The 11,730-nt window shown below is 71.3% G+C and carries 11 protein-coding genes; 9 read left to right on the top strand and 2 right to left on the bottom strand.

All coding sequences use genetic code 11. The features are described 5' to 3' along the window. Positions 1–2: 2 nt before the first annotated feature. The 3 genes from I3F54_RS24470 to I3F54_RS24460 all read left to right on the top strand — a co-directional run bounded on the left by I3F54_RS24470 (position 3) and on the right by I3F54_RS24460 (position 3,157). On the top strand, positions 3–977 hold the full coding sequence (locus I3F54_RS24470; protein ID WP_240121049.1) for an ABC transporter ATP-binding protein: 975 nt from the start codon (positions 3–5) through the stop codon (positions 975–977). Then, positions 970–2,019 (top strand): dipeptide ABC transporter ATP-binding protein, encoded by a 1,050-nt coding sequence (locus I3F54_RS24465; RefSeq protein WP_240121048.1) that lies wholly within the window; start codon positions 970–972, stop codon positions 2,017–2,019. Before I3F54_RS24470 ends, I3F54_RS24465 begins: the two co-directional genes overlap by 8 nt. A 418-nt stretch (positions 2,020–2,437) precedes the next feature. After that, entirely contained in the window at positions 2,438–3,157 is a 720-nt protein-coding gene (locus I3F54_RS24460) for a hypothetical protein (RefSeq protein ID WP_240121047.1), read from the top strand. Here the strand turns inward: I3F54_RS24460 and I3F54_RS24455 are convergent. Then, on the bottom strand, positions 3,147–3,332 hold the full coding sequence (locus I3F54_RS24455) for a hypothetical protein (protein ID WP_240121046.1): 186 nt from the start codon (positions 3,330–3,332) through the stop codon (positions 3,147–3,149). The two genes, I3F54_RS24460 and I3F54_RS24455, sit on opposite strands and share 11 nt — an antisense overlap. A 13-nt stretch (positions 3,333–3,345) precedes the next feature. On the opposite strand from I3F54_RS24455, the gene I3F54_RS24450 reads away from it, so the two are divergent. Further along, the gene (locus I3F54_RS24450; protein WP_240121045.1) at positions 3,346–3,777 is read left to right on the top strand and encodes a YbhB/YbcL family Raf kinase inhibitor-like protein; all 432 of its coding nucleotides are present in this window, start codon (positions 3,346–3,348) and stop codon (positions 3,775–3,777) included. A gap of 186 nt (positions 3,778–3,963) precedes the next feature. Then, complete coding sequence (locus I3F54_RS24445) at positions 3,964–4,842, top strand: YHYH protein (RefSeq protein ID WP_240121044.1); 879 nt, start codon at positions 3,964–3,966, stop codon at positions 4,840–4,842. A 123-nt stretch (positions 4,843–4,965) separates the two neighbouring features. Here I3F54_RS24445 and I3F54_RS24440 read toward each other — a convergent pair whose 3' ends face one another. Further along, positions 4,966–7,086 (bottom strand): S9 family peptidase, encoded by a 2,121-nt coding sequence (locus I3F54_RS24440; protein ID WP_240121043.1) that lies wholly within the window; start codon positions 7,084–7,086, stop codon positions 4,966–4,968. A 156-nt stretch (positions 7,087–7,242) separates the two neighbouring features. Here I3F54_RS24440 and I3F54_RS24435 point away from each other — a divergent pair, with 156 nt between their 5' ends. The 4 genes from I3F54_RS24435 to I3F54_RS24420 all read left to right on the top strand — a co-directional run bounded on the left by I3F54_RS24435 (position 7,243) and on the right by I3F54_RS24420 (position 11,475). Further along, a complete protein-coding gene (locus tag I3F54_RS24435) occupies positions 7,243–7,437 on the top strand; it encodes a hypothetical protein (RefSeq protein ID WP_205383416.1) in 195 nt (64 codons plus the stop codon). Between the two features lie 217 nt (positions 7,438–7,654). Beyond that, positions 7,655–8,680: an N-acetyl-1-D-myo-inositol-2-amino-2-deoxy-alpha-D-glucopyranoside deacetylase gene (gene mshB / locus I3F54_RS24430; protein ID WP_240121042.1), complete on the top strand. Its 1,026-nt coding sequence runs from the start codon at positions 7,655–7,657 to the stop codon at positions 8,678–8,680. After that, complete coding sequence (locus tag I3F54_RS24425) at positions 8,677–9,090, top strand: DUF6113 family protein (protein WP_240121040.1); 414 nt, start codon at positions 8,677–8,679, stop codon at positions 9,088–9,090. The genes mshB and I3F54_RS24425 overlap by 4 nt, the downstream gene beginning before the upstream one ends. Positions 9,091–9,246: 156 nt before the next feature. Next, complete coding sequence (locus tag I3F54_RS24420) at positions 9,247–11,475, top strand: hypothetical protein (RefSeq protein ID WP_240121038.1); 2,229 nt, start codon at positions 9,247–9,249, stop codon at positions 11,473–11,475. Positions 11,476–11,730: the final 255 nt, after the last annotated feature.

Below are 11,730 nucleotides of genomic sequence, written 5' to 3'. Positions count from 1 at the left end.
CCATGCTGCTCGAAGTGCGTGATCTGCAGGTGGAGTTCCACACCCGGGACGGGGTCGCCAAGGCCGTCAACGGCGTCGACTACAGCGTCGACGCCGGCGAGACCCTCGCCGTGCTGGGCGAGTCCGGGTCCGGCAAGTCGGTCACCGCGCAGGCGATCATGGGCATCCTCGACATCCCGCCCGGGAAGATCACCGGCGGCGAGATCCTCTTCCAGGGCAGGGACCTGCTGAAGATGAAGGAGGACGAGCGCCGGAAGGTCCGCGGCGCCGGGATGGCGATGATCTTCCAGGACGCGCTGTCGTCCCTGAACCCGGTGCTGAGCGTCGGCGACCAGCTGGGGGAGATGTTCGTCGTCCACCGCGGCATGTCCCGCAAGGACGCCCGCGCCAAGGCGGTGGAGCTGATGGACCGGGTGCGCATCCCGGCCGCCGCGGAACGGGTCAGGCAGTACCCGCACCAGTTCTCCGGCGGCATGCGCCAGCGCATCATGATCGCGATGGCGCTCGCGCTCGAACCCGCGCTCATCATCGCCGACGAACCGACGACCGCCCTCGACGTCACCGTCCAGGCCCAGGTCATGGACCTGCTCGCGGAACTCCAGCGCGAGTACAACATGGGGCTCATCCTCATCACCCACGACCTCGGCGTGGTCGCCGACGTCGCCGACCACATCGCCGTGATGTACGCCGGCCGGATCGTCGAGACCGCCCCCGTGCACGACATCTACAAGGCTCCCGCCCACCCCTACACCCGCGGCCTGCTCGACTCCATTCCGCGTCTGGACCACAAGGGCCTGGAGCTGTACGCCATCAAGGGCCTGCCGCCCAACCTCATGAACATCCCGCCGGGCTGCGCCTTCCACCCGCGCTGCCCGATGGCCCAGGACGTGTGCCGCACCGACGTGCCGCCGCTGTACGAGGTCTCCGAGACCCGTGGCAGCGCCTGCCACTTCTGGAGGGAGTGCCTCGATGGCTGAGCCGATTCTGGAGGTCAGCGGCCTCGTCAAGCACTACCCGCTCACCCAGGGCATCCTCTTCAAGAAGCAGATCGGCGCGGTCAGGGCCGTCGACGGCGTCGATCTCACCCTGCACCAGGGCGAGACCCTCGGCATCGTCGGCGAGTCGGGCTGCGGCAAGTCCACGGTCGCCAAGATGCTGGTCAACCTCGAACGGCCGACGGCGGGCACCATCCGGTTCAAGGGCGAGGACATCACCCGCCTGTCGGGCCGGGCCCTGAGGGCCGTCCGCCGCAACATCCAGATGGTGTTCCAGGACCCCTACACCTCCCTCAACCCCCGCATGACGGTGGGCGACATCATCGGCGAGCCCTTCGACATCCACCCCGAGGTCGCGCCCAAGGGCGACCGGCGCCGCAGGGTCCGGGAACTGCTCGACGTCGTGGGCCTCAACCCCGAATACATCAACCGCTACCCGCACCAGTTCTCCGGCGGTCAGCGCCAGCGCATCGGCATCGCCCGGGGGCTGGCCCTGCGCCCCGAGGTGATCGTGGCGGACGAGCCGGTCTCCGCGCTCGACGTCTCCGTCCAGGCCCAGGTCGTCAACCTGCTGGAGAGCCTGCAGAAGGACTTCGACCTGTCGTACGTCTTCATCGCGCACGACCTGTCGATCGTCCGTCACATCTCCGACCGGGTCGGCGTGATGTATCTCGGGCGGATCGTGGAGATCGGCTCCGACGCGCAGATCTACGACCACCCGACGCACCCCTACACCCAGGCGCTGCTCTCCGCCGTCCCGGTCCCCGACCCGGAGGCCCGCGAGGAGCGCGAGCGGATCATCCTCGCCGGTGACGTCCCCTCACCGACGAACATCCCGTCCGGCTGCCGCTTCCGCACCCGCTGCTGGAAGGCCCGGGAGCGGTGCGCCCGGGAGGTGCCGGAACTCGCGGTACCGGAGGCGTTCCGGAGCGCGCAGGGTCCGGCGGTGCACGACTCGGCGTGCCACTTCGCGGAGGAGCGGCAGGTCGTCCCGCCGGAGGAGATCGGCAACGGGCCGGGGTGACACGACGCACCCCGGCCCGTCTACGGCACCCGCACGGCCGTACGCTGTTCAGCCTTCCGTGTCCGTATATCGGTGCCGCTTCCGCCAAGTTGCCTGCGTGTAAACATGTTTGAGGCGAGGCGACCTCAAGCCTTCCTGTGATTTCCATTGGTTTTCCTGTGGGTTTCCATCTGTGTATTTCACGGGGTGGTCGGGCCGGTGTATGTTCCGTGTCAATTCGGTGGTCCGGTGAACCGGCTTTCGTGCTGCCGGCGTGGACTCGGGAGGGGCGGGTCTGAAGTAAAGCGCGTCGGAGACCGGCTGTTCTGGCGCTCGCGATCAGTTGACCGCCCTCGGTGCTGATCGGGGTGCCCCGCAAGCGGGGGCTGGCGCTGACGGGTTCACCCCACCTTCCATCTTCCGGCGAGGTGTCCGTCCAATGCGTCACATCCGTACTGCCCTTCTTTCCCTCATGCTTGCCGCTTCGGCTGCCGCATGCGCCTCAGGATCCGATTCTCAAGGCGTAGGCCGGGCAGAGGGGGGTGGATCCCGCACCGCCGATGAGAGCGCCGGTGATTCGACTGCGTACCAGATCGATATCTGGGCGGACAACTGGATGGCTGTCTATGTCGACGGTGAACTGATCGGCGAAGACTCGGTGCCGATCACGACCGAACGCTCCTTCAACGCGGAGACGTTCACCTTCAGGGCTGTAGCTCCTTTCACTGTGGCGATTGAAGCAAAGGACTTCAAGGAGTCTGATTCCGGGCTCGAGTACATCGGCACGGACAAGCAGCAGATGGGTGACGGCGGCATGGTTGCGCAGGTTACCGACTTGGGGAGCGGAAAGGTCGTCGCAGCAACGGATGACTCCTGGTCTGAGCTTGTCGTGCACCGCGCCCCACTGAACACCGAATGCGAGAAGAGCACCGACCCGGATACCGCATGTGAGTCCGAGATCATTGATACCCCGAAGGACTGGACGAGCGCCGACTTCAATGACACGTCATGGGGGTCGGCAACTGAGTGGACTGTCGCCGACGTCGGGCCGAAGGGGGGCTACGCCGAAATCGAGTGGGATGACGGCGCCAAGCTGATCTGGGGTTCCGACCTCAAGATCGACAACACGATCCTCTTCCGAAAAGAGATCACCGCATGACATCGCTCCACCGGGGCGAGCACGCGTCCGTCGTCTTGGCACTCGCCTTGATCACTACCGCCTGCGGCGGCGGACCGACGACGACATCATCAGCAGCACCCACCAGATCGGACACGACCAGAGCCGAGGTGACCCCACATCCGAGCGGCACAGCGATGTCGAGCGGGTTCAGCATCGTCAGCCCGACGATGGCCGACGGCGGAGAACTACCCGTCGACTTCACCTGTGACGGTTCGGCGATCTCACCACCGATCGAGTGGGCCGACGTGCCCGACGGGACAAGAAGCCTAGCGGTGTTGATGGACCATCACGCCCCCGATGACGACTGGCACTGGTACTGGACACTGTGGGGCATCGATCCGGCCGTCACGGGCCTCGCGGCCGGCTCGAACGGCGATGCGACGGTCGGCACCAACAGTGTGAGTGATCAACTCGGCTACGCCCCTCCGTGTTCGAAGGGACCGGGGGAGAAGGCCTACACCATCACCGTGTACGCCCTGTCCGGGCCGGCCGAGCTGCCCGACCCGGCGGCTGTCGACCGTGAGGCGCTGCTGGCTGCTGTCGACGACATCACACTCGCCCGCGACTCCCTCACCGTCACCTACGCCCGCCGCTCATAGGAGTTCCTTCACATGCCTGACCCGCGCGAGCACCACGAACACGGCTGCATCCGGCTTCCTGCACACATGGTGACCAGGCGCCGGCTACTGCGAGCGGGGGCGGCCGGACTGGGTGCCGCCTTCCTCGGGGCATGCAGCGACTCCCCCAGGAACCGGAGTACGGGCACAGCCGAACGGACAAGCGGGGTGCCGCTCACCACGCTGAGCGGCTTCGAGGAGTTCGCCGACACCGTCAAGGTCGTCAGTGACGGCGAGTTCTGGCTCGTCGAGAGCAACGGCCTGCCGGCCCACAACATGATGGTGGGCATAACGAGTTGGCAGCAGCAGGTACCCGTGTCCCAGCCCTACACCGGGACCAACGCCTGGCGCATCCCTTCCGCGCCGGCGCTGGCAGACGAGCCGGTGTCGGGAAAGACGGCTCTCTACCGCGGGGCCATCGCTCTCGCGGTGAACGGCGTGCCGATCTTCAACGCGCTCAACAACCGAGGCGACGACGCATACCTGGCGGGCGAACTCGACAAGTGGGGCGGCCACGCCGGACGCGGTGACGACTACCACTACCACATCGCCCCTCTGCACCTGCAGGACTCCGTCGGCAAGGAACTCCCCATCGCCTATGCGCTCGACGGCTATCCCGTCTACGGCGAGACCGAGCCCGATGGCAGCACTGTCACCGGCCTGGACAGGTTCAACGGTCACGAGTCGCCCGATGGCACCTACCACTACCACGGCACGCGCACCTACCCCTACATCAACGGAGGTCTGCGAGGCGTGGTCAGCGTCGTGGACGACCAGGTGGACCCCCAGCCCGTCACCACACCGTTCCGGCCTGCCCAGACGCCGCTGGCCGGAGCGACCATCACAGGCTTCAAGTCCGCCACATCAGGCTCGTACCGGCTTGAGTACTCTCTGGACGGCGCCACCGGCGAGGTGGCGTACACCGTCACCTCATCGAGCGTCCACTTCACCTTCACCGATCCCCAGGGAACGGTGACGACCGAGACCTACGCACGGGAGGGCACCCGCGCCGGAACACCAGGATCCAGTACCACGGTCGAGAACTGACGGCAGCGGTGAGGTCCGCTGCGGATCGGCAACACCCCGAAAAGGGGCGCGGGGAGCCGCGCGACCGGCCGCGACGGCGCCGCCGGCGATCGGCGGCGCGTCTCGGCACGTCCGGCGGAGCGCTCAGGTCAGGGACAGCGACCGCTTGAGGAAGTCCAGCTGGAGGCGGAGCAGATTCTCCGCGACCGCCTCCTGCGGCGTCATGTGGGTGACACCGGACAGCGGCAGCACCTCGTGCGGGCGGCCGGCGGCCAGCAGGGCCGAGGACAGGCGCAGTGAGTGGGCGACCACGACGTTGTCGTCGGCGAGACCATGGATGATCATCATCGGCCGGTACGGCTCGGCGGCGTCGACCAGGCCGGCGTCGTCGATCAGCGAGTTGCGCCGGTACACCTCCGGCTGCTCGGCCGGGTGGCCCAGGTACCGCTCCTGGTAGTGGGTGTCGTACAGGCGCAGGTCGGTGACCGGGGCGCCCACCACCGCGGCGTGGAAGACGTCCGGGCGGCGCAGGACCGCCAGGGCCGCCAGATAGCCGCCGAAGGACCAGCCGCGCACGGCGACCCGGCTCAGGTCGAGCGGGAAGTCGCCGGCCAGCCCCTGGAGGGCGTCGACCTGGTCCTGGAGGACGACGGCGGCCAGGTCGTCCCGGACCGCCTTCTCCCAGGCGGGGGAGCGGCCCGGCGTGCCGCGGCCGTCCGCCACGACCACCGCGAAGCCCTGGTCGGCGAACCACTGCGAGGTCAGGTACGCGTTGTGCGCCGCGACCACCCGCTGGCCGTGCGGGCCGCCGTAGGGGTCCATGAGGACGGGCAGCGGCGCGCTCCCGTCGTAGTCCCGGGGCAACAGCACCGCGCACGGAACATGCCGTGCGCCCCCCTCGGCGAGCGTCACCCGGAGCGTCATGCCGGGGTCCTCGGCGTGACTGTGGACGGGCGCCACGTGCTTGCCGTCGCGCAGCACCCGCGCCTGCGTGCCCGGCCGGGCCGGCACGGCCGACACCAGGACGGTCACACCCCCGGCCCGGACCGCCGTGTGCACGCCGGGCTCCTGCGACACGCGCTCCACGCCCAGTTCGTTCACCCGGTAGACGTGCACCTCGCCGATCTCCGGAACCTCCGCGTCCGCGCCGGCCGAGGCCGAGACCAGCACGTCCTCGTCCCCGACGTCGAGGACCGCCCGCACATGCAACTGCCGGTTGGTCAACGGGCGTTCACCGACCGCGAGGACGCGCGCCCCGCCCTCGTCCGCGATCCGGACCAGCTGACCGGAGGGCGACCAGCACGGCACCCCGGCGAAAAGTTCCAGCCAAATCGGATCTTCGTCGGCGTGCACCATCCGGGTCGCACCGCTGTCCGGGTCCACCGCCAGGTACAGCTGGCTGCGCTGGTCGCGGGCCTGTACCAGAAGCAGCGGTGCACCCGCGGCTGACCAGTGCACTCGCGCCAGATACGGATAGCGCGCCCGGTCCCAGGAGACCTCCGTGCGTGCCCCGTCGAGGCCCACCACGAACAGCCGTACGTCCGCGTTGGCCGTGCCCGCCGCCGGATAGGCCACGTGGGATGGCTCACGTTCCGGCCTGGCCGGATCCGCGATCCACCACCGCTCCACCGGCGTGTCGTCCACGCGCGCCACCAGCAGCCGATCCGACTCCGGCGCCCACCAGAACCCGCGCGAACGTGCCATCTCCTCGGCCGCGACGAACTCCGCCAGCCCGTACGAGATCCCCTCGGCCTCGGGCTCCATCAGCGCCCGGTCCCCGTCGCCCTCGGTGCCCACCACCCGCAGGGCACCCCGCGCGGCATAGGCGACATGACGGCCGTCGGGGGAAGGGCGCGGGTCCACCACCGGCCCGGCGGCGGGCAGTTCGCGGGCCGTCCCGGCGCGCAGCTCCGCCGTGAAAAGCCGCCCTGACAAGGCGAAAGACGCGAGCTCCACGGCCGTGTCGGTGGCATAGCCGACGATGCCGGCGCCACCCTCCCGGCTCCGCTCGCGGCGCGCCCGCTCCTCGGGCGGCAGGGCCTCGTCGGCCCCGCCCAGCAGGGCTGCGGGGTCGGCGGCCGCGCGCTCGCTGCCGTCCGCCGGATCCAGCACCCACAGGGCGCCCGCCCGGTCCGTACCGGAACTCGACCTCAGGAACACGACACGGGTGCCGTCGGGCGCCACGGTGAAGGAACGCGGCGCGCCGAGGCTGAAACGCTGGGTGCGGGCGTGCCGCCGGGGAAAGGAGTCAGGCTCGGTCGTCATGCCTCGACCATATTGGCCATGCGCCCCCTTGCGCGTCCGTGCGCCGACCGATGCGCGCGTACGGATAGCTATGATCACTAACGCTGTGTGGGTATCAACCTGCTGGCTCCTGCGTGGACTTACACCGTGCCCTGCTCTGTTTGGAGGTGAACCGCCGTGGCACTCTCGATTTCGGCGGTGGTGCTGCTGGCGATCATCGTCTTCCTTCTCATCAAGAAGTCCGGACTGAAGGCGGCGCACGCGGTCGTCTGCATGCTGCTCGGGTTCTACCTCGCGTCGTCGACGGTGGCCCCCACGATCAGCGAGCTGACCACGAACATCGCGGGCATGATCGGCAACCTCAAGTTCTGACCTGCGCCGACCCGGCCGGGGGCCGGGTGACCGGGGGTGGGCGGGACCTGTGCCGCGGGCCCCGCGGCGTGTTCGGCGGACGGGGCGCGGGGGGCGACGTCCGCTCGTCCTCGATGGTGAGCGGGGCACGGTGCGTCCGGCTGCGAGGTGGAGGAGGGCGTGCCGGGCGCCGCGGGTGCTGTGCGGGACCTCCGAAAGACCCCCTAGGGTGGGTGGCATGACCGAACAGACCGCGCCCGCGTCCTCCCGGCCGGGGGAATCCCCGCCTCGCGCCGCGCGGCGTCTGCTCCTGGTGCACGCGCACCCGGACGACGAGTCGATCAACAACGGCGCGACCATGGCCAGGTATGCCGCCGAGGGCGCGCAGGTGACACTGGTGACCTGCACCCTCGGCGAGCGCGGCGAGGTCATCCCGCCCGAACTGCGGCACCTGAGCGGCGCCGCACTGGGCCAATGGCGGCTGGGCGAGCTGACGGCCGCCATGCGCGCCCTCGGTGTCACCGACTTCCGCCTGCTGGGCGGCGCCGGCCGCTACGGCGACTCCGGGATGACGGGCCTGCCCGACAACGACGACCCGCACTGCTTCTGGCAGGCCGACCCGGACGAGGCCGCCGGGCACCTCGTCCGGGTGATCCTGGAGACCAGCCCCCAGGTGCTGGTCACCTACGACGACAACGGCGGCTACGGCCACCCCGACCACATCCAGGCCCACCGGGTCGCCATGCGGGCGGTGCAGCTCGCCGCCGAGGCCGGCTGGACGATCCCGAAGGTCTACGTCAACCGGGTCCCGCGCCCCGTCGTCGAGGCCGCCTTCGACCGGCTGGCCGGCGACCTGCCCGGCCTGCCCTTCGACAGGAGTGCAGCCGTCGAGGACGTCCCCGGCGTGGTGGGGGAGGAACGCGTCACGGCGGCGGTCGACGGCACCGCGTACGCCGCGGCCAAGGCCGCGGCGATGCGGGCGCACGCCACCCAGGTCGAGGTCGCCGAACCCTACTTCGCCCTCTCCAACCAACTCGTGCAGCCCCTGTTCACCACCGAGTACTACGAGTTGGTACACGGGGAGCGCGCGCACGGCTCCGGGACGGGCGGGCCGGAGGGGGCCCTGCCGGAGACCGATCTGTTCGCCGGGACCTCCGCAGGGGGTTCCGCCGCGAACGCGTCGGGGGGCTCCGCCGTGAACGCGTCCGGTGGTTCCGCCGGAGACTCCGCGGGGATCTCACCCGGGAACGAGGGCGCCTCGTGAGCGACCGCATCACCTCCCCGCTCGCCCAGCCGTTCAAGCCGCCCTCGGCCGGACGGTTCGCCGCCTACCTCGGGCTGTTCCTCCTCGGCGCGGTCACCGGCATCGCCGGATCGCTGGTGCAGGCCGGCTGGTTCCCCGGCGGACTGCTGCTCGCCCTCGCGGGCGCGGGCGGGCTCTTCCTCGGCGGGTCCCGGGCCACCCGCAGCCGCGGGGGAGCCGTCGCGCCCGCCGCGGGCTGGGTGATCACCGTCATCGCCCTCACCGCCGGCCGTCCCGAGGGTGATTTCCTGTTCGGCGCGGGAAGCGGCTCCTACCTCTTCCTGCTCGGCGGCATGGCCCTCGCTGTGATCTGCGCCACGATCGGCGCGGGGAGGCAACCGGACGCCGGTTCCGTCCGACTTGGCAAGTGACGTACCACTTCGCCATAACACGCACGTGCGGGAGCGGTGGGGGTTTCCCCGATGGCCGGGGGATACGCGCCGGAGGTGGCCAGTATGGTGGTGCGCGCCGCCGAGCTGCCCGAGAGGATCTGACGCGGGCGGCGGAGCCAACCGGGAGAACCTGCCTTGAGCCGTGAAACTGACACTCCGTCCTCCGGGCCCGACGGGCGCGGCGGAGCCGCCTACCCCTCCGGGACGCCGCCGTACGGCACGCCGATGGCTTCCGACGGCGGCCCGGACGCCGGCCGCGCCGCCGGACAGCCGGAGGAGCGCAAGACCGAGACCACGCTGACGACCCGCATCCGGATCAACATCCCCGGATCCCGGCCGATTCCGCCGGTCGTCATGCGCACGCCGGTCGGCGAGTCCGAGGCCGTCGAGCCCGAGGCCGCCGAGCCGCAGCAGACCGGCGCCGCCCCTGCCCCCGCCCCCGGCGCTCCCGGCGCCGCCTCCCAGCCTGCGGCCGAACCCGAGCCCGCAGCACAGGAGAAGCCGACCAGCGACTGGTTCGCCCCCCGCAAGTCCGCGGCGAACAAGGCCCCCCAGAACGGCAGCGGGGCCAACGGCAGCGGCGCGCCGGGTGGTTCGGCCGCGAGCGGCGCCGCCCCGGCCGCGGGCGGCGCCCCGGCCGGTCCCGGTGCGCCGGGAGCCGGCCCTGCGGCTCCCGGCCCCACCGCTCCCGGCCGCCCCGGTGGTGTGGTCGGCTCCATGAAGGCTCCCGGCAACTCCCGCCCGGGCGGCCCGAACGGCGCCGGGCTGCCGAGCGCCACCGGTGGCCCCGTCGCGCCCGGCCACGGCGGCGGCACCGGCTCCTTCGACGTCACCGAGGCGCTGGCCGCCGGCCCGCTGGGCGGTGGCAACCGCCCCGGCCGGTCCGGCGAACCCGGCCGCGACGACCTGCCGTACCCCACCGGCGACGGCACCGACGGCTACGGCGCACCCGGTGGCCCGGGCGGCCCGGGCGGTCCCACCGGCTTCAACGGCCCCGGCGGCCCGAACGGCCCGCAGGGACCCGGTGGCCCGCACCACCCCTCCGGCCCGACCGGCGGCCCCGTGACCGGCGACGGCCCGATGGTGCCCCCGGTCGGCGGCGTCCCCTCCGTCCCCGGCGGCTCGCTGAGCGACGACACCGCGATCCTCACCCCGCAGCCCCCCGCCCCCGAGCCGCCCCCCGGCAGCTTCGCCGCGCCGCCCCACGACAACGTCTCCGGGCACACCGTCACCAGCGGCATCCCCGTCGTCCCCCCGGCCGACCGGCACGACGGCCCGTTCGCCGGGGGCGGCCCCCACCCCGACGCGTCGTTCGACGCGGACCGCGTCCACCCCGACGGTCCGCCGCCGCACCAGCAGGCCGACAGCAGGCGGAGCGCGCCTGCTCCGGCACCGAAGAGCACCGCGGCCCCGAAGAAGAAGGGCCGCAGCAAGCTCGCTCTCCTCGGTGCCGGCGTGATCGTGCTGGTCGCCGGCGCGTACGGCGCCGGACTGCTGATGAACCACTCCGACGTGCCCAAGGGCACCACCGTGCTCGGCGTCGACATCGGCGGCGGCACGCGTGACGAGGCCGTCAAGAAGCTCGACCAGGCCTTCGCCAAGCGGGTCGGCCAGCCCCTGCGGCTGTCCGTCGGCGGTACCACCGTCACCCTCAAACCCGACCAGGCAGGCCTGCAGTTCGACAAGGACGCCACGGTCGGCGCCGCCGCGCGCAGCGACTACAACCCGGTCTCCGTGATCGGCTCCCTCTTCGGGCAGCAGCGCGTGGTCCAGCCGGTCATGCCCGTCGACGAGGAGAAGCTCCAGGCCGCCCTGGAGAACGCCGCGGGCAGCACCGGCTCGGCGTCCGACGGCACGATCCGCTTCGAGTCCGGCAAGGCCGTCGCCGTGTACGGCAAGCCCTCCCGGGGCATCGACGTCGCCCGCTCCAAGTACGCCGTCGAGCAGGCCTACCGCACCCAGGTGGAGACCGGGACCAGCAGGCCCGTCGCCGTCTCCACCACCACCCGGCAGCCCACGGTCGGCAACGCCGAGGTCGACCGGATGATGAAGGAGTTCGCCCGGCCGGCGATGTCCGCGCGGGTCACCCTCAGGACGGCCGACGGCACCCACGAGATCGCCTTCAGCCCCGAGAAGTCCCTGTGGAAGTTCCTGAGGGTCAAGGCCGTCGACGGCAAGCTCGTCGACGCCCCCGACACCGACGCGCTGAAGCAGCTGTACGGCACCACCTTCGACGGCGTGCTCATCACCCGTGCCGACGGCCAGAAGACCCCGGTCACCGTCCAGGACGTCTACGGCGCCCTGCGACTGGCCCTGAAGAGCACCGGCGACCGGGTGGCGGTCATCGAGACCGACCCGAGCTGACGGGGCGCGGCTCCGGGGCGCCGCGGTCCGGCCCGGCGGTCCGCGTTCGCCGGGGTCCGGCGCTGCGGCTCCGGGAACACCGGGTCCGGCCGACCGCCGCGGGTCGGAGGGTCCGGGCGGCCGTACCGGTCCGAGGGACCGCCGGGCCCGCCGTATGGGCGGAGAGGCTGCCGGGCCGGAGTTCGGGCCGGCCGGTCCGCAGCGGCCGGCCGTTCGGCACGTCGTCGCAGGCGAGGCATGACATCTGTCATGCGG

The sequence above is a fragment of the Streptomyces sp. MUM 2J genome, assembly GCF_022414535.1.
Taxonomy (GTDB): Bacteria; Actinomycetota; Actinomycetes; order Streptomycetales; family Streptomycetaceae; genus Streptomyces.
Note: the sequence above shows the minus strand (reverse complement) of the source record. Positions and strands in the feature narration are given on the sequence as shown.

Bases quoted from the DNA above. Each gene is read 5' to 3' on its own strand.
- I3F54_RS24470 (WP_240121049.1), top strand. From the start codon at position 3: ATGCTGCTCGAAGTGCGTGATCTGCAGGTGGAGTTCCACACCCGGGAC.
- I3F54_RS24465 (WP_240121048.1), top strand. From the start codon at position 970: ATGGCTGAGCCGATTCTGGAGGTCAGCGGCCTCGTCAAGCACTACCCG.
- I3F54_RS24460 (WP_240121047.1), top strand. From the start codon at position 2,438: ATGCGTCACATCCGTACTGCCCTTCTTTCCCTCATGCTTGCCGCTTCG.
- I3F54_RS24455 (WP_240121046.1), bottom strand. From the start codon at position 3,332: ATGCTGAACCCGCTCGACATCGCTGTGCCGCTCGGATGTGGGGTCACC.
- I3F54_RS24450 (WP_240121045.1), top strand. From the start codon at position 3,346: ATGGCCGACGGCGGAGAACTACCCGTCGACTTCACCTGTGACGGTTCG.
- I3F54_RS24440 (WP_240121043.1), bottom strand. From the start codon at position 7,086: ATGACGACCGAGCCTGACTCCTTTCCCCGGCGGCACGCCCGCACCCAG.
- mshB (WP_240121042.1), top strand. From the start codon at position 7,655: ATGACCGAACAGACCGCGCCCGCGTCCTCCCGGCCGGGGGAATCCCCG.